The following is a 17,938-nucleotide window of genomic DNA, read 5'->3' on the forward strand; positions in this document are numbered from 1 at the left end:
CGGTGCCGTCTCGCGCTGTCGCGGGGTGCCGTGCTGCCGTCCCGAAGAGTCTGGCCGGAACCACGGGGCGGGCGCGCTGGTGTTCAGCGCACTCTTCTGCGGGGGAAAACCCCACCCCCGCGGGTCCGGTCCGCCGCCCCCCAGCGGCGTAAAGCCAGATTAAGGACGCCCCCCGGCCCCTCTCGTCCTCCGTCGGTACGAACCCTCCCCGAGCCGTAGTACGGAGGTACCCCTAGGGGCTGTCCACCCTTCGGTGGAGCAGTACTCGGGGTCGGTCTCCACCCTTGGACGCACCGAGCCTCCACCCTTCCGTCACGTGAGGAGCAAGCGCGCGCACGCCGCCGGGCATACCGACCGTCCAGTTCGGCCAAAAGGCAGCGCAGGAGGTGACTGGCGAGTAACGTGCGTGGCTCCCCACCCCCCACCTCCCTGCGGTCCGTCGCTCGGACCCCAGCCGCGCAAGGAGAACCGGGATGACCTACGACCCGTCCCCGTCGTACCCGCACCACCCGCCACCGGCGCATCAACCGCCGTACCAACCGCCGTACCAGCCGCCCTCTCCACCGCCGTTTCCGCCCCACGCGCCGGCCCCCCACCAGGCGCCCCACCGGAGCCGGCGGCGCGATCCGCTGGGCAGCCACCGCGACCTGCGGGTGCTGCGCGGCGCCTACCGCTGGCAGCGGCGCACCGCCACGCTCACCGCGCTCGGCTACTTCACGCTGTTCCTGCTCCTGTCCGCCTACGCGCCCGGCTTCATGACCGGCACCGTCACCGACGGGCTGCCCACCGGACTGCTGCTCGCCCTGGTCCAGCTGCCGGTCACCTGGCTGGCGATCGCGCTCTACGAGCAGACCGCCCGGCGCCGCGTGGACCCGCTCGCCGACCGCATCCGCAAGGAGGCCGAACTGGACGCCCGGCGGGGGGCGGGCCGATGACGGAGTTCAGCGGCAACGCGCAGACCATGTCCCTGGTCGGCTTCACCGCGGTCGCCACCGTCACGCTGCTGCTGTGCGTGATGACCGGCCCCGACCGGGACGACCTCGACGAGTTCTACACCGGGTACAGCTCCCTGTCCCCGATGCGCAACGGCCTCGCGATCGCCGGCGACTACATCTCGGCGGCGTCCGTCCTCGGCACCGGCGGGGTCATCGCCCTGTTCGGCCACGACGGTGTCGTACTGGCGCTCAGCACCGCCCTGTCCCTGATGCTGCTGATGTTCCTGCTGGCCGAACCCCTGCGCAACGCGGGCCGGTTCACCATGGGCGACGCGCTCGCCCGCCGGATGCCCGGCCGGGCCGTGCGGGTCGTCGCCTGCGCGGTCACCCTCGCCGCCCTGCTGCCGCTGATGCTGGTGCAGCTCGCGGGCACCGGCCAGCTGCTCGCCTTCGTGCTCGGCTTCTCCGGCGAGTCGCTGGAGACCGGGTGCATCATCGGGCTGGGCGTGCTGATGATCAGCTACGCGGCGATCGGCGGCATGAAGGGCACCGCCCTCATCCAGATCCTCAAGATCGTGATGCTGCTCGGCTCGGGCGCCGTGGTGGCCGTGCTGATCCTGCACCGCTTCGACTGGGACCCCGGCGCGCTGTTCGGCGCGGCGGCGGACCGCAGCGGGGCCGGCTCGGCCTTCCTGCACTCGGGGCTCCAGTTCGCCGGCGGGCCCCACCCCGACGCGGACATGATCACGGCGCACCTGACCGTCGTGCTCGGCGGCGCCTGCCTCCCGCACGTCACCATGCGCATGTACACCGCGTCCTCGGCCCGCCAGGTGCGCCGCTCGATGTCCTGGGCGGTGTCCAGCGTGGCGCTGTTCGTGCTGGTCGTCACGGTCATCGGCTTCGGCGCGACGGCGCTGGTGGGGCGGGCGGTGGTGGCCGCCGTCGATCCGCAGGGCAACACCGCCTACCTGCTCGGCTCACAGGCCGCCTTCGGCCCCGAGGTGTCCACCGCCGAAACGTTCCTCTTCACGACGGTCACCACGGCCGTCTTCCTCACCCTGCTCGCCTCCGTCGGCGGCATGATCCTCGCCTGCGCCAACTCCCTGGCGCACGACGTCTTCGCCACCCGCGTGAGGGAGATGTCGCCGCGCCGCGAGATGGCCCTCGCCCGGGTCTCCGCGCTGGCCGTCGGGGTCCCCGCGATCATCCTGGCGACCCTGGTCCAGCACCGCAGCCTCCAGCCACTGGTGACGCTGTCGTTCTGCCTCGGCGCCTCGGCCATAGCCCCCGCCCTGGTCTACGGCCTCTTCTGGCGCCGCTACACCCGCACCGGACTGCTCGCCACCCTCATCGGCGGCTCGCTGGCCGTCCTGCTGCTGATGCCGGGCACCAACCTGGTCTCGGGTTCACCCGTCTCCGCCTTCCCCGAGGCCGACTTCAACTGGTTCCCGTTCACCACGACCGGCCTGGTCTCCATCCCGTTCGGCTTCGCCTGCGGGTGGATCGGCACCATGCTCTCCGGCCGGCGCAAGGCCGAGGAGCAGCGCCGGCAGTACGAGGCGGTGGAGGGCTGGATCCTGGCGGGCGCGGTGCGCAGGGGCGGCTGACGCCGCGGGCCGCACGGCGGTCCCGGGCGGTCTACTCGACCGCCCGGCCCGTCAGCGAACTGAGGTTGCTGCGCACGGAGGCCATGTGGGCCTGCAACTCGTCCCACCGCTCCCCGTGTTCGCGCAGCACCCGCTCGGTCTCGCGGACGATCTCCTCCTGCCGCACCCGGGCCCCGGCGACCACCTCGGCCGCCCGGGCCCGCGCCTCCTCCTGGGTACGGCGGGCCGCCTCGCCCTCCTCGGCCAGCGCCCGCTCCGCCTCGCGCACGCCCTCCTCGGCGCGCGCGACCGCCTCCGCGTGGTGCGCGTCCAGCGCCTCGGCCCGCTCCGCCTCGGCCCGCTCCTCGTCGGCCAGCCGCCCGGCGTGCTCCCGTTCGAGGTCGGCGAGCGTGCCCTCGGCGTGCGCCCGCGCCTCGCGCAGCACGGACAGCACCTCGCCGCGCCCCGCCTTGACCTCGCGGCGCGCCCCGACGCGCACCTCGTCGGCCTCCGCACGGGCCACGAGCAGCCGCTGCCGGGCCCGTTCGTCCGCCTCCGCGCGCACCGCGTCGGCCTGCGCCCGGGCCGCCTCCAGCACGCCGTCCGCGTACGCCCGCGCCTCGCGCATCCCGTCCTCGCCCGCGCCGCGCGCCCGCTCCCGCACCGCCTCGGCCTCCTCCTCACCGAGCCGGAACAGCCGCCGCGCGCCCTCCCCGAGCGCCTCGTAATCCTGCGTGGTGAGCTGAGCGACCTCGTCCCGCAGGTCGTCCAGGTCCTCCTCCATCTCCCGGGCGAGCACGGTGAGCCGGGCGGCCCGCTCCCAGGCGGCGTCGCGGTCGCCGGAGAGCGCCGCGACGTACTCCTCCACCTGCTCCGGACGGTAGCCGCGCTCACGCCCGCGTACGGTCGCGAATCCGTCGTCAGTCGCCGCTGCGCTGCTCATGCTGATCACCCCTGTGGTGAACCTGCCGCACTAAATGGACTTAACCGACTTTATGGATCGGACGTAAGCCCTCATAATGCGACACACCGCACGCAAAGGGCGGGGCCCGGTCGCCTCACCGGTCGACCGGGCCCCGCCCTCCGTCGCGTCAGGAACGCCGCCGCCTCAGAGCAGCCCGTCCCACATCTGCTCCAGCAGCACCGACCACCAGCTCTCCGGCGAGCCCAGCGCCGCCGGGTCCAGCGCCGCCAGCTGCGCCTGGAAGTCGACGGTCCAGCGGCCCGCCTGCTCCTGGTTCAGACCGAACCTGAGCCGCCACATCCGGCCCAGCAGCGCCAGGGAGCGCGCGAACTCCGGCAGCCCCGAGTTCACGAACTGCGGCGGCACCGGCGCACCGCCCGGCCCCGCCTCCACGGGCACCGCCACGATGGCCGCGGTGCCGTACTGCACGCAGACCGCGCGGCCGAAGTCGCTGCCGACGACCAGGTACGAGCCCGCGTCCGGGGCCGGCTGCACCCCCCGCTCGGCGGCGAGTTCCGCCAGCGTCGGCACCGGCCGGCCCGGCTGGGCCTGCGCCCAGAAGAACGGCCCCATGTCCATCGGCAGGCCCGCGGCCACCAGCGTGTGCGCCACGACCGGCGGCACGCCCTGCCGGGACACCGCGGCCTGCTCGAACCGGAAGACGCCCGGTCCGAACGCGCCGCCCAGCTCCTGCCCGATGACCTCCGGCGGCACCGGCGGCACCGGCTGCACCTGGGGCAGCGGCGCCCGCACCGGAGCCGGACGGGCCGGGCCGTCGGCCACCTGGTGCAGCTCGCCCTGGTGCGCGAGGAGTTCCCGCATGCCCTGCTGCCGGCTCGCGTGGTCCGTGCCGTACGGCGCGATCGAGGTGATCCGCGCCTGCGGCCACTGCTCCCGGATCATCCGCGCGCAGTACGCGCCCGGCAGCTCGCACGACTCCAGCTCGGTGTGCAGCTCCAGCACCTGGTCCGGCGGCACGTTCATGGACCGCAGCTCGTGGAACATCTGCCACTCCGGGTGCGGCGTGCCCGGCGCCGAACGCCGGATCAGCTGCTGCTCGGAGCCGTCGTGGGCGCGGTAGCGGAGCACGGCCTGGTAGCCCGGGCCGACGGTCGGCTGACCGGCGGGCGGCTGCGGATAGCCGTACGCCTGCGGCTGACCGGGCGGCGGCACGGCTCCGGGCGGCATCGGCTGCCCGCCACCGGGGACACCCGGCGCGCCGGGCGGCGGCGGAGGCGCGCCGATTCCACCGGGACCGCCCAGCGAGGGCGCGGCCAGCACGGTCTGCGCGTGGTGCACGGCACCGCCCGCGCCGCCCGCGGACCCCGGAGCGGCGGGCGGGGGCGGCGGCATCCCCGGGCCACCGGGCGCACCGGGAGCCGCGGGGGCACCAGGTGCACCGGGGGGACCCGGAGGCTGCGGCGCACCGCCGCCCGTGCGGCCCGGGTCGGCCAGCATCGTGGCGGCGTGGTGCATGCCGCCCGGCGGCGTCGCACCGGGGGCACCCGGCGTGCTCGGCGGCGGCGGGGTGCCCGGCGCCTGCGGTCCGGGCGGCGTCCCCTGCGCAGCCGGCGGAGGCGGCGTGCCGGGTCCACCCGGCGTACCCGGGCCACCAGGCGCCCCCGGCCCCTCGGGACCGAGCGAGGACACCAACTGGGTCGGCACGTAACCGCCCGCCGGCGCACCCGGCGCCGGTGTCCCCGACGGCGGCGGCGTGCCACCCGGCCGCCCGCCCGGCACACCCGGGGCACCGGGCGGAGGCGGCGTGGCCGGAGCACCACCGCGGCGCGGCGGAGGCGCCGCCTTGCTGGTCGCGGCGTCGGCGATGTCCCCCGCGTCGGGCGGGAGCGGCCTGGACGGGGCGGCGGGCACACCCGGACCGGCGGACGGCACCGGGGGAGGCGTACCGGGACCGGGCGGCGGCGTGCCCGCACCGGCGGACGCGGCCGGCCCGGCCGGGTCGTCGAGCGCCGGCGACAGCGCCGTCGGCGGCAGCGAACTGCCGCCCGACATCAGCGCCGTCTTGGCGTCCGGCGTCGCGGGCGGCGGCGTCTCGTCGTCGGCGCCGCTCAGCGGCGGCGAGAACACGGTGTGCGGCAGCGGTACCGAACGGTCCTCGCCCGCGTCCGCGTTGGTGTCCGTCCCCGCCCACGGCGTCGCCCCGGCCGGCGCACCCGGCGCACCCGGCCCGGACCCGGCGGCGTCGTCCGAGGCCGCGGCCGGCCACTCGGCACCGCTGCCACCGACGCCCGGTGCCGGGGAAGCCGACGGAGCCGACGGCACTCCGGCCCGCGTCTCGGCGAGCGGCGCGCCCGCACCGCCCACGGAACCGGCACCGCCGGTCTCCGCCGCGGCGCCGTCGTGGTCGCCGCGCCGCCGGTCCGGAATCCCGAGCTTGTCCGCCGCCTCCTGCAACCACTCCGGCGGACTCAGCAGGAACGACGTCTGGTTCAGGTCCACGCGCGCGGCGGGCGCCGGCTGCGGCTCCTCCGCCTCGTCGGGACGGCCGTACTCCTCCTCGTACCGGCGGATCACCTCACCCACCGGCAGGGAGGGCCACAGCGTCGCCTCCCCGCTGTCGCGGGCGATCACCAGCCGCTGCGCGCCGCCGTCCGAACGCGGGCCGTCCGCCCGGTCCTCCGCCCACACCACGAACCCGAGGTCGAACTCCCGCACCCGCACCTCGCGGTGCTGGTACGCCGGCAGCTCGCCGTTGACCCACTCCTCCGCGCGCTCCTGCGCCTGCGCGAACGTCACCATCGTCAGCTCACTCCCCTACGGACGCCGGCACCGCGTGCGCGAAACCGCCGTCCACCATCAGGTTCGCCACCGTCTCCAGCTCCGGCGGCGACCCCGCCAGGCGCGACAGGAAGACGTCGAAGTCCTCGCCGCAGGGCATCAGCAGCCGCTCCACGCGGTCCGCGGGGGCCAGCGACGGGTCCACGTCCCGCACGTCGTCGTAGGCGCAGAACCACACCGAACCCAGCCGGTCGCCCTTGACCTTCACCGCGAGCAGTCCGCCCTGGACGAAAGCGACGCCCAGGTAGTCCTTGGTCAGGTGGTCCCGCAGACACTTGTTGACGTAAACGAGGTCGTTGACCGCGGCCTCCTCACGCACCGTGAAGAACGGCTGGTCGACCAGCAGCCCCAGCTCGGCGTCCAGCGCCGTGCCCACCGGCGCGCAACCGCCCGCCGCCTTCAGGAACGACCGGTACGCGCCCGGCAGCCGGTACCCGAGGTCCTCCTCGACCCCCTGCACCTGCTGCTCCGACACCGCGACGCCCGACTTCGGCAGCCCGAAGTGCGCCGGACGCGTCTCCTGCAACGGCCGGGTGCCGCGCTTGCCGTGGTCCACGGCCGCCGTCGCGATCCCGCCGTGGTGCCGCAGCAGTGCCTTCACCTCGACCGGCACCAGTTCCATGCGGCGCGAACCGGCCACGTGGTGCCACGTCCAGCCGTGCGGCGTCGCCACCGCGGGCACCGTGTCCCACAGCTCGTGGCCCGAGGCGGAGAGCGCCGCGTTGGCCGAGACGTAGTCCGTCAGCCGCAACTCGTCGACGCCGAACCCCTCGGGCGGCTCCGCGATCTCCGCCACCGCGCGGGCGTACGGCGAGAAGACGGGGTAACCGCCCTCGTCCACCCGTACCCCTCTCGGGTGACGGGCCGCCCGCACCGGATCCGGGAAATGCACGACCTGCCCGGCATAGGCCGCGTTCGGCGGCGCGGCTCGCTGCCCGAGCCGACCTGTAGTCATGGCGGTTGCCCCCTGCGGCGTCTGTCTGCACTGTCTGATCTGTCTGAACTGTCTGGTCACCGCACGCGAACGCGGTGCCGACAGCCTATGCGGTACGCCCAGAGGGGTCACCGGCGCCGGACCCCGCACGCGACACGCCCACCGCCGCTTCCGTGACCTGCCGTCACCCTCCCGTGACACACCGCCCATACCCGGGCGTGTCGCCACGCCCCAGCTTCCCCAGCAGGCACGGGATTTGGCACTCTGTGACCTTCCGGGGGATGCTCAGGAGGGGAAGATGATCATGAGTGCGACACAGACGGGACCCGCCACCGGGCGACCCGAGGACCCCCGCGGCGGCGACCCCCGCATCGGCTGGAGCAGCAGCGAAGGCCACCACGCGCCCGCCCTCCGCCACCGCCGCGACGGCATACTCCCGACCGTCGCCGCCGCCCTCTCCGTCCGCGGCACCACCCTCACCGGCACCGCCACCCGCGCCGACGCGCCGCCCGCCCTGCACCACCTCGTCCAGGACTTCCTCGACACCCTCACCAGCGGCCAACGGGACCGTTACACCGGGCGCTGCGCCGAGACCATCCTCATCTCACGGCACCTGGCGACCTCCGACGCCGCCCGCAGCAAACGCGCCGCACGAAAACCCATGACCAACGGCGAGGCCCGCAAGGCCCTCAAGCACGCCAAACTCACCACCCGCCGCATCCGCGAGGACGGCGACCCGCTCCACGGCGGCTTCGCCGCACCCTGCCGCGCCTGCACCGCCCTCAGCGCCCACTTCGGCGTCCGCGTCGTCGACCCCACCACCGGCGACGACTGACCCGCCGGCTGCCACCCAACGCCGCCGACCGGGCCGGCCGCGCCGCCGACCGGGCCGCCCGATCCCCCAGCGGCCGGAGCCGCAGGACCACCAGAGCCGCCAGAGCCGACGAAAAGAACCAAGGGCCGATGCAAGCCGACCGCACCTCCGCCACCCGCTTCCCCGTACCCGTCGACGCCGCCCTGCGCGACGCCGGCTGGCAGCCCGGACGCTGGGACATCAAACAGGCCGAGATCTGGGCCGACACCCTGCGCGAACACACCTCGCCCGCCGGCCACCGCCACACCGTCTTCCCCGCCGCCGTCGAGGCCTGGGCCGAATTCGGCGGCCTCCACCTCACCCCCACCGGACCCGGCCGCCAGATCGCCCCCGCCGCCCTCCACCTCGATCCCCTGCACGGCCTCCACATGGCCCGCACCCTCGGCGACCTCGGCCGCGCCCTCGACACCCGCATCTGCCCCCTCGGCACCGAGACCGACAGCCAGTCCCTCCTCGCCATCGACACCGAGGGCCGCGTCTACGCCCTCGACCACACCGGCGACTGGTACCTCGGCCCCGACATCGACGCCGCCCTCGCGGCCCTCGTCGCCGGCACCCAGCCGACCCGCCTCACCACGGGCTGACCCCCGCCCGGCCCCGGGCCGGACCCCGAGCGGGCGGGACTACGACGCCGGAATCACCGCCGACACCCGGAAACCCCCCGCGTCCGTCGGCCCCGACACGAACACGCCCCCGAGCGCCGCCACCCGCTCCTTCATCCCCACCAGACCGTTCCCACCCGACGGCAGCCGCGCCGACGCCGCGGCCTCCGGCGGCGGCTCGTTCTCCACCTGCATCGCGATCTCCGACACCCGGTGCGCCAGCCGCACATACGTCTTCGCCCCCGCGGCGTGCTTGTGCACGTTCGTCAACGCCTCCTGCACCACCCGGAACGCCGTCGACTCCACCTCCGCCGCGTACACCCGCACCTCCCCCTCCACCGACAGGTCCACGACCATCCCGGCCGCCTCCGACTGCCCGACCAGCTCGTCCAGCTCGGCCAGGCACGGACCCTCCGACTCCCCGTCCTCCGCCGCCCGCGAAGCCGCCGCGGCCGCCGCCACCCCCACCGCCGCCAACGGCACCGACGCACGCTCCGCCCGCGCACCCTCCCCACCGCTGCGCAGCACCCCGAGCATCTCCCGCAGCTCCGTCAACGCCTGCCGCCCCATGTCCCCCACCAACGCGGCGTTCTTCACCGCCTTCTCCGGATCCTTCCGCGCCACCGCCTGCAACGCCGCCGCGTGCACCACCATCAGACTCACCCGGTGCGCCACCACGTCGTGCATCTCGCGCGCGATCCGCGTCCGCTCCTCACCCCGCGCCCACTGCGCGCGCTCCTCCGCCCGCTCCGCGAGCAGCTGCAGCTCCCGCTCCAGCGAGTCCGCCCGCTCCCGCAGGCTCTCCATCAGCCGGCGCCGCTGCCCCACGTACAGCCCCAGCAGCAGCGGCGGCGCCGTCAGCCCCAGCGACGTCGCGATCGACGCGAACGGCAGGAACCAGTCCCCCAGGTCCACCCCGTCCCGCGCCATGTCCTGCCGCAGCCGCACGAACGTCACGATCAGCGTCCCCAGCAGCGACATCCCGGCCAGCGAACCGATGATCCGCCGCGGCAGCTCCGACGCCGCCAGCGTGTACAGGCCGACGACGCCCATCAGGAAGCCCATCTCGGCCGGGGTGACGGCGATCGCCACCAGCACCACCGCGATCGGCCACTTCCGCCGCACCACCAGCACCGAGCCGGCCAGCAGCCCGAAGACGACCCCCACCGCCAACGGCACCCCGGCGTCCCGAGCGAACGGAACCCCCTCCGCCGCGCACTCCAGCGCGGACACGGCCCCGAGGCTCACGTCAAGCACCGCGCCGCGCCGCCTGTCCCACCACCAAGGCCCACCCCGGGCCGGCACGTGGTCTTCCCCCGTCGTGGTCATGCCTCCAGCCTACGGGCGCGACCCGCCCCATTTCCGGTGACTTTCGACAAACGATAGGACGCGATATCCCTCGAAGCCGGCGAACCCCCGCCCTTCACCTCCGGCGGCACCGACGGCGAAGTCCGCAAGACGCCGACCTCCACCGTCGCGTCGAAGGCGCTTGGTACGGCATAGTGTTGGGTGCCGACTCGGCGACCCAACTAAATGTCCGGTTCAGTCGAGTTTCATCCCCCATGGTGTAATCAGGCAGCACTGAGGGTTTTGGTCCCTTAAGTTCAGGTTCAAATCCTGATGGGGGAGCTGTCGCTTCCGGGCCCTGATCGCACGGTCGGGGCCCGCACTCATGCCCCCTGCAAACGGCCCCGGTATCCTGCGGATGTCCCCACCCCCAAAAGCCGAAGGGCATCCCGTGAGCGCCATTCGCCCGGCAGCCGTCGTCGTTCTCGCAGCGGGTGAGGGCACCCGTATGAAGTCGGCCACACCCAAGGTCCTGCACGAGCTGTGCGGCCGGTCCCTCGTCGGGCACGTGCTCGCCGCCTCCGGTGAGCTGGACCCGCAGAACCTGGTCGTCGTCGTCGGGCACGCCCGCGAGCAGGTCACCGCGCACCTCGCCGAGGTCGCCCCGGACGTGCGCACCGCCGTGCAGGAGCAGCAGAACGGCACCGGGCACGCGGTGCGGATGGGCCTGGAGGCGCTGGGCGGCGCCGTGGACGGGACTGTGGTCGTCGTCTGCGGTGACACCCCGCTGCTGACCGGCGCGACCCTGAAGGCCCTCGCCACCACGCACTCCGCCGACGGGAACGCCGTGACGGTGCTGACGGCGGAGGTGCCGGACGCGACGGGGTACGGCCGGATCGTGCGGGAGGAGGCGACCGGCGCCGTCACCGCGATCGTGGAGCACAAGGACGCGACGGAGGCGCAGCGGGCGATCCGGGAGATCAACTCGGGTGTCTTCGCGTTCGACGGGCGGCTGCTGGCGGACGCGCTGGGGAAGGTGCGGACGGACAACAGCCAGGGCGAGGAGTACCTGACGGACGTGCTCGGGATCCTGCGCGAGGCGGGGCACCGGGTGGGTGCGTCGGTGGCGGGCGATCACCGGGAGATCGCGGGGATCAACAACCGCGTGCAGCTCTCCGAGGCCCGCCGGATCCTCAACGACCGGCTGCTGACCGGGGCGATGCTGGCCGGCGTGACGGTCGTCGACCCGGCGAGCACGTGGGTGGACGTGACGGTGACGTTCGAGCGGGACGTGGTCGTGCACCCGGGTACGCAGCTGCACGGTTCGACGCATCTGGCCGAGGGCTCGGAGGTGGGGCCGAATTCGCGACTCACGGACACCCGGGTCGGGGCGGGGGCGCGGGTGGACAACACGGTCGCGTACGGGTCGGACGTCGGTCCGCAGGCCTCGGTGGGTCCGTTCGCGTATCTGCGGCCGGGGACGCGGCTGGGTCTGAAGTCGAAGGTGGGCACGTACGTCGAGACGAAGAACGCGTCGATCGGCGAGGGCACGAAGGTGCCGCACCTGTCCTACGTGGGTGACGCGACGATCGGCGAGTACACGAACATCGGTGCCGCGAGCGTGTTCGTGAACTACGACGGGCAGGACAAGCACCACACGACGATCGGCTCGCACTGCCGTACGGGTTCGGACAACATGTTTGTGGCTCCTGTCACGGTCGGGGACGGTTCCTACACCGCCGCCGGCTCGGTGATCACGAAGGATGTGCCGCCCGGTTCGCTGGCCGTGGCCCGTGGCCAGCAACGGAATATCGAGGGTTGGGTGGCTCGGAAGCGCCCGGGGAGCGCGGCGGCGAAGGCGGCCGAGGCGGTGTCCCGGGAGGCGGGAAGCGAAGACTGACCGGAAACCGGCGCGTCGAACACGGCGTACCGTGATAAGTGCACATCCGCACCCCACCAGCTGAGACGCCCCCGCAGTCAGCCGGGAGAGCGCCGTGACGCTCAGCTGCGAAACCTCTGAGGAGAACGTGCTGTGACCGGGATCAAGACGACCGGCGAGAAGAAGATGATGTTCTTTTCCGGCCGCGCCCACCCCGATCTTGCCGAGGCGGTCGCCCAGCAGTTGGGTGTCGGGGTGGTCCCGACGAAGGCCTTCGACTTCGCCAACGGCGAGATCTACGTGCGTTATCAGGAGTCGGCGCGTGGTGCGGACTGCTTCCTGATCCAGAGCCACACGGCTCCGATCAACAAGTGGGTCATGGAGCAGCTGATCATGATCGATGCGCTGAAGCGCGCGTCGGCGCGCTCCATCACGGTCATCGTGCCGTTCTACGGTTACGCGCGGCAGGACAAGAAGCACCGTGGGCGTGAACCGATCTCGGCGCGTCTGATCGCGGACCTGATGAAGACGGCGGGTGCGGACCGGATCCTGGCCGTGGATCTGCACACGGACCAGATCCAGGGCTTCTTCGACGGTCCGGTGGACCACCTGTTCGCGCTGCCGCTGCTGGCGGACTACGTGGGTGCGAAGGTGGACCGTTCGAAGCTGACGGTGGTGTCTCCGGACGCGGGCCGGGTGCGGGTGGCGGACCGGTGGTGCGACCGTCTGGGCGCGCCGCTGGCGATCGTGCACAAGCGGCGCGACAAGGACGTGGCGAACCAGGTCACGGTGCACGAGGTCGTGGGCGACGTGGAGGGGCGCATCTGCGTCCTGGTCGACGACATGATCGACACCGGCGGCACCATCTGCGCCGCCGCGGACGCCCTGTTCGCGCACGGTGCGGAGGACGTCATCGTGACCGCGACGCACGGTGTGCTGTCGGGTCCGGCGGCGGACCGGCTGAAGAACTCGAAGGTGAGCGAGTTCGTGTTCACGGACACGCTGCCGACGCCGAACGAGCTGGAGCTGGACAAGATCACGGTGCTGTCGATCGCGCCGACGATCGCGCGTGCGGTGCGTGAGGTGTTCGAGGACGGTTCGGTGACGAGCCTGTTCGACGAGCAGTGAGCATCGTGCAGTAACCGTTCTGCACGGTCTTCCCTGATCGTTTTGGGTGCGGCCTCCCCCTCCGAGTAGACTGCCCGAGTTGCTCGGCGAGGGAGGCCGTACCCGTGTTCGCGGGTGTGGCTGTCCGTTATCGACGCGCTCTTCGTAGCAGGCCGTTCGTGGCCGGGTGACCACGTCCGTTTCTACCTCTACGAGGAGTGATCATGTCCGAGGTGAAGATCTCCGCCGGTACGCGCACCGAGTTCGGCAAGGGTGCGGCCCGCCGCATCCGCCGTGAGGACAAGGTGCCCGGCGTTCTGTACGGCCACGGTTCCGACCCGGTGCACCTGACGCTGCCGGGCCACGAGCTGCTGATGGCGCTGCGTACGCCGAACGTCCTCATCGCGCTGGACATCGACGGCAAGACCAACGAGCTGGCGATCCCGAAGTCCGTGCACCGCGACCCGATCAAGGGCTTCCTGGAGCACGTCGACCTGCTGCTCGTGAAGCGCGGCGAGAAGGTCCAGGTCGAGGTCCCGGTGCAGACCGAGGGCGAGCTGGCCCCGGGCAACTTCCTGCTGGAGTACGTCCTGGACGCGCTGCCGGTCGAGGCCGAGGCCACGCACATCCCGCAGCAGTTCACCGTCTCGGTGGAGGGCCTGGAGGCCGGTGCCTCGATCCACGCCAAGGACGTCAAGCTGCCGTCCGGTGTGACGCTGGCCGTCGACGAGGACGCCGTCGTGCTGCAGGTCCTGGCCGCGCAGGCCGAGGAGCCCGCCGCCGAGGGCGAGGGTGAGGAAGAGGGCGAAGAGGCCGCCGAGGCCTGATCGTCCCCCGGGTCCCGCGGGGCCCGGGTCATCATGTGGTCGGCCGCTGTTCCCGTGCGGGGCAGCGGCCGACGCGTATGTGCGGACGGGCGACGAGGAGACATGGACGTGACGACGGACGCGAACGCGCCCTGGCTGGTGGCGGGGCTGGGCAATCCGGGCGCCGAGTACGCCGCGAACCGGCACAACGTCGGTTTCATGGTGGCGGATCTGCTGGCGGAGCGGATGGGTGCCCGCTTCAAGCGGCACGGCAAGGCGCAGGCGCAGGTGGTCGAGGGGCGGGTGGGTCCGCCGGGGCCGGCGGGCCGGCGGGTGGTCCTGGCGAAGCCGACGTCGTTCATGAACCTGTCGGGCGGGCCGGTGACGGCGCTGCGGGACTTCTACAAGGTCCCGGTGGGCAACATCGTGGCGGTGCACGACGAGTTGGACATCGACTACGGCGTGCTGCGGCTGAAGCTGGGCGGCGGCGACAACGGGCACAACGGGCTGAAGTCGATGACGAAGGCGATGGGCCGGGAGTACCACCGGGTGCGGTTCGGGATCGGGCGGCCGCCGGGACGGATGCAGGTGGCGGACTTCGTGCTGCGGGACTTCTCGCCGGCGGAACGCAAGGAACTGGACTACTTCGTGGACCGGGCGGCGGACGCCGTGGAGGCCCTGGTGATCGAGGGTCTGGAGCGGGCGCAGAGCACGTACAACTCCTGAGGGCGGGCCCCGCTGACGTACAACTCCGGACTTGTCCGTCGATGGTGCGCGGGCGAGTTGACCGGGCGTGCGGATATGGCCAATGCTTCCGGCCATGCCCGCCTCCGCCCGCCCCCGTCCGGCCTCCTCCGCCCTCCTCCAGTTCGGCCGGGTCGCGGCGATGGGCACGGTCGCGGTGCTGATCCTGATCGCCGGGGTGTGGGCGTCCTGGGGTACGGCGCAGCACGTGCTGCTGACCAAGGGGCGGGAGCAGGGCACCGTCGAGGTGGCCGAGTGCGGCGGCGGTTCGTGCAGTGGTCCCTACGCGCCGGTGTCGGCGGGTTCGAGGGAACGGGGGCGGGTCGTCATCGAGGACTCGGTCGCCGTGGCCGAGGGGCGGACGTACTCGGTGGTGGTGAAGCCGGGCAGTGACGAGGTGGTGCGCTCGGGTCCGGCCGGGATGCTGTACGCGTGGGTGCCGCTGGGCGGTGCGCTGCTGCTGGCGTCGGTGGTGGTGGCCGGGGGGCTGCGGCGGACCCGGGCGGCGTGGGCGATGGCGGGCGCGGGTGTGGCGCTGCTGACGGCGGCGTTCCTCGCGGTGTGAGGTCCCGGCGTGACGACGTGGCGGTGCCCCCGGGCTCTGGCTGAGCGCGGGGGCACCGTGTCGTGTGCGGGCGTCGGTCAGCCGGTGTTGCGCAGGCCGGCCGCGACGCCGTTGACGGTGAGCAGCAGGGCCCGGGCGAGGAGCGGGTCGGCCTCCTCGCCCGCGGCGGCTGCCTCGCGCTGGCGGCCGAGGAGCGCGACCTGGAGGTAGGAGATGGGGTCCAGGTAGGCGTCGCGGATGCTGAACGTCTGCTTGAGGACGGGGTCGGCGTCGAGCAGTTCGGTCTCGCCGGTGATCCGCAGGACCTCCTGGACGGTCAGCTCGTGCTCGGCCTTGATGGCGTCGAAGACGTGCTTCAGCTCGTCGGGGACGAGGGTGTCGACGTAGTGCTGCGCGATGCGCAGGTCGGTCTTGGCGAGGGTCATCTCGACGTTGGAGATGAAGTTGCGGAAGAAGTGCCAGTGCTGGTGCATCTCCGCGAGGACGGCGTCCCCCTCCTGGCGCACGCCCGCCTCGCGCAGCGCCTTGAGGCCGGAGCCGACGCCGAACCAGCCGGGGACGATCTGCCGGGACTGGGTCCAGCCGAAGACCCAGGGGATGGCGCGCAGTCCGTCCAGTGAGACGCCCGAGCCGGGCCGGCGGGAGGGCCGGGATCCGAGGTGCAGGTCGGCGAGCTGGTCGACCGGCGTCGAGGCGAGGAAGTACGACGGCAGGTCGGGATCCTCGACCAGGGACCGGTAGGCCGTGTGGGCGGCGTCGGAGACGACGTCCATGGCGGCGTCCCAGCGGGCGAGGGCCTCGTCGGACTGGCGGGGCGCGGTGTGCAGGGCGGACGCCTGGAGGGTGGCCGCGACCGTCAGTTCCAGGTTCTCCCTGGCCAGCGACGGGATGAGGTACTTGTCGGAGATGACCTCGCCCTGCTCGGTGACCTTGATCTCGCCCTCCAGGGTGCCCCAGGGCTGGGCGAGGATCGCGTCGTGGGTGGGGCCGCCGCCGCGGCCGACGGTGCCGCCGCGGCCGTGGAAGAGGCGCAGCCGCACGCCGTGGCGGTGGGCGACGTCGCGCAGGCGGCGCTGGGCGCGGTGGATCTCCCACTGGGAGGTGGTGATGCCGCCGAACTTCGAGGAGTCGGAGTAGCCGAGCATGACCTCCTGGACGTCTCCGCGCAGCGCGACCAGGCGCCGGTAGGAGGGGTCGGCGAGGAGGTCCTCCAGGATGGTGTCGGCTGCCTTCAGCTCGTCGGTGGTCTCCAGGAGCGGCACGATGCCGATCTTCGCCCAGCCGGCGTGCAGGTCGATGAGGCCGGCCTCGCGGGCGAGGACGGCGGCGGCGAAGACGTCGTCGGCGCCCTGGCACATGGAGATGATGTAGGACTCGATGACCTCGGGGCCGAAGACCTCCAGGGCGCGGCGGACGGTCTGGAAGACGCCGAGGGTCTTCTCGCCGGGCGCGTCGACGGGCGCCGGGGTGGGGGCCAGCGGGCGCCGGGAGCGCAGTTCCTTGGCGAGGAGCTTGGCGCGGTACTCGCGGGGCATGTCGGCGTAGCGCCAGGACTCCTCGCCGAGCCGGTCGAAGAGCTGGCCGAGCGCGTGGTGGTGCGCGTCGGCGTGCTCGCGGACGTCGAGGGTGGCGAGCTGGAGGCCGAAGGCGGCCAGGGTGCGGATGGTGCGGGCGAGGCGGCCGTCGGCGAAGAGGCCGCCGCGGTGCTCGCGCAGCGAGGCCTGGACGATGCGCAGGTCGTCGAGGAGTTCGGCGGTGCCGAGGTAGTCGCGGCCGTCCTCGTGGGGGGTGCCCTTTGCGAGGCGCTGCTTGGTGTTCTCCAGCTTCTGCCGGATGCAGGTGGCCTTGAGGCGGTAGGGCTCCTCGGCGTTGAGGCGCTTGTAGCGGGGGCTGATCTCGGGGAGGAGGTCGAGGTCGGCCTGGAGGGAGGTGAGCAGCTCTTCCGTCGCTCCGGCGTAGCGGATGGAGTTGGAGAGGAAGCCGCGCAGCTCGTCGATCATCTCCAGGGCGTCGTTGATGCCGTGCTCGTGCTGGAGGATCAGGACGTCCCAGGTGACCTGGGGGGTGACGTTGGGGTTGCCGTCGCGGTCGCCGCCGATCCAGCTGCCGAAGGTGAGGGGGCGGGTGTCGTCGGGGAGCTTGACGCCGGCCCGTTCGAGTTCGGCGGTCAGGTCCTCCAGGACGTCGCCGACGGCGCCCGCGTGCAGCTCGTCGAGGTAGTAGATGGCGTTGCGGGCCTCGTCGGCGGGCTCGGGGCGGACGACGCGCAGTTCGTCGGTCTGCCAGACGAGGTCGATGTTCTCGGCGAGGCGGGTGTCGAGGCGGCGCCGGTCGGACTCGATGACGGGGGCCTCGAGGAGGGCGGCGATGCGGCGGAGCTTGTTGAGGACGGAGCGGCGGGCGGCCTCGGTGGGGTGCGCGGTGAAGACGGGGCGCACGTTGAGGTTGCGGACGGTCTCCCGGAGGTGGTCGGGGTCGGCGTCCTTGAGGCGGTCGGCCGTGCGGGCGAGCAGTCCGCCCTCGGCGGCGCGCTTGGCGCCCAGCTCCCGGCCCCGGTGCACCTGCTCGGTGACGTTGGCGAGGTGGAAGTAGGTGGAGAAGGCGCGGACCAGCTTGGCCGCGGTCTCCAGTTCGGTGCCGCGCAGCAGTTCGGCTGCGGCCTCGCCGTCCTCTCGGGTGAGTCGGCGCACCTTTTCGACGAGTTCCAGCAGCTCAGGGCCTTCTTGCCGCACGAGGGTCTCTCCGAGGAGGTCGCCCAGCCGGCGGATGTCGGCTCGCAGTTCACTGCTGGTCGTCGTGGTGGTCTGGTCGTCGGCACTGCTCACAGGTGCGGCTCCTTGCAGTGTTGAAGCTCGT

14 protein-coding genes are annotated in these 17,938 nt (G+C 73.0%); 9 read left to right on the top strand and 5 right to left on the bottom strand.

The annotated features are described in order from the left end of the window. Nucleotides 1-473 precede the first annotated feature (473 nt). Together IE108_RS16715 and IE108_RS16720 are read left to right on the top strand one after the other, a co-directional pair. Entirely contained in the window at nt 474-935 is a 462-nt protein-coding gene (locus tag IE108_RS16715; RefSeq protein WP_064728297.1) for a DUF485 domain-containing protein, read from the top strand. After that, nucleotides 932-2,542, top strand: a complete 1,611-nt coding sequence (locus IE108_RS16720; RefSeq protein WP_161346038.1) for a sodium/solute symporter — start codon at nt 932-934, stop codon at nt 2,540-2,542. Before IE108_RS16715 ends, IE108_RS16720 begins: the two co-directional genes overlap by 4 nt. Before the next feature lie 31 nt (nt 2,543-2,573). Here the strand turns inward: IE108_RS16720 and IE108_RS16725 are convergent, their stop codons facing one another. From IE108_RS16725 to IE108_RS16735, 3 genes are all read right to left on the bottom strand, one after another. Then, on the bottom strand, nt 2,574-3,464 hold the full coding sequence (locus IE108_RS16725) for a hypothetical protein (protein WP_064731798.1): 891 nt from the start codon (nt 3,462-3,464) through the stop codon (nt 2,574-2,576). A gap of 165 nt (nt 3,465-3,629) precedes the next feature. Next, the gene (locus IE108_RS16730; protein WP_064728299.1) at nt 3,630-6,245 is read right to left on the bottom strand and encodes an SUKH-4 family immunity protein; all 2,616 of its coding nucleotides are present in this window, start codon (nt 6,243-6,245) and stop codon (nt 3,630-3,632) included. A 7-nt stretch (nt 6,246-6,252) separates the two neighbouring features. Beyond that, entirely contained in the window at nt 6,253-7,239 is a 987-nt protein-coding gene (locus tag IE108_RS16735) for an SMI1/KNR4 family protein (RefSeq protein ID WP_079163535.1), read from the bottom strand. Nucleotides 7,240-7,522: 283 nt separating this feature from the next. On the opposite strand from IE108_RS16735, the gene IE108_RS16740 reads away from it, so the two are divergent. Continuing rightward, nucleotides 7,523-8,053, top strand: coding sequence for a YwqJ-related putative deaminase (locus IE108_RS16740; RefSeq protein WP_064731799.1), 531 nt, complete (start codon nt 7,523-7,525; stop codon nt 8,051-8,053). 128 nt (nt 8,054-8,181) lie between these two features. After that, complete coding sequence (locus IE108_RS16745) at nt 8,182-8,676, top strand: SUKH-3 domain-containing protein (RefSeq protein ID WP_064728301.1); 495 nt, start codon at nt 8,182-8,184, stop codon at nt 8,674-8,676. Nucleotides 8,677-8,715: 39 nt separating this feature from the next. On the opposite strand, the gene IE108_RS16750 is transcribed toward IE108_RS16745, so the two are convergent. Next, entirely contained in the window at nt 8,716-10,023 is a 1,308-nt protein-coding gene (locus tag IE108_RS16750) for a sensor histidine kinase (RefSeq protein WP_064728302.1), read from the bottom strand. Nucleotides 10,024-10,432: 409 nt separating this feature from the next. Between IE108_RS16750 and glmU the strand changes: the two genes are divergently transcribed. From glmU to IE108_RS16775, 5 genes are all read left to right on the top strand, one after another. Next, nucleotides 10,433-11,881 carry a bifunctional UDP-N-acetylglucosamine diphosphorylase/glucosamine-1-phosphate N-acetyltransferase GlmU gene (glmU, locus tag IE108_RS16755; protein ID WP_079163536.1) on the top strand — a complete coding sequence of 483 codons (1,449 nt, stop codon included), beginning with the start codon at nt 10,433-10,435 and terminating at the stop codon, nt 11,879-11,881. A 132-nt stretch (nt 11,882-12,013) separates the two neighbouring features. After that, a complete protein-coding gene (locus IE108_RS16760) occupies nt 12,014-12,988 on the top strand; it encodes a ribose-phosphate diphosphokinase (protein WP_064728304.1) in 975 nt (324 codons plus the stop codon). Between the two features lie 203 nt (nt 12,989-13,191). Next, entirely contained in the window at nt 13,192-13,794 is a 603-nt protein-coding gene (locus tag IE108_RS16765; protein ID WP_064728305.1) for a 50S ribosomal protein L25/general stress protein Ctc, read from the top strand. Nucleotides 13,795-13,896: 102 nt separating this feature from the next. Next, nucleotides 13,897-14,499 (top strand): aminoacyl-tRNA hydrolase, encoded by a 603-nt coding sequence (gene pth, locus IE108_RS16770; protein ID WP_064728306.1) that lies wholly within the window; start codon nt 13,897-13,899, stop codon nt 14,497-14,499. 82 nt (nt 14,500-14,581) lie between these two features. After that, nucleotides 14,582-15,082: a hypothetical protein gene (locus tag IE108_RS16775; protein ID WP_064728307.1), complete on the top strand. Its 501-nt coding sequence runs from the start codon at nt 14,582-14,584 to the stop codon at nt 15,080-15,082. A gap of 77 nt (nt 15,083-15,159) precedes the next feature. Here IE108_RS16775 and ppc read toward each other — a convergent pair whose 3' ends face one another. Further along, the gene (gene ppc / locus IE108_RS16780; RefSeq protein WP_064728308.1) at nt 15,160-17,907 is read right to left on the bottom strand and encodes a phosphoenolpyruvate carboxylase; all 2,748 of its coding nucleotides are present in this window, start codon (nt 17,905-17,907) and stop codon (nt 15,160-15,162) included. Nucleotides 17,908-17,938: the final 31 nt, after the last annotated feature.

Source organism: Streptomyces parvulus (genome assembly GCF_014648855.1).
Classification (GTDB): Bacteria; Actinomycetota; Actinomycetes; order Streptomycetales; family Streptomycetaceae; genus Streptomyces; species Streptomyces parvulus.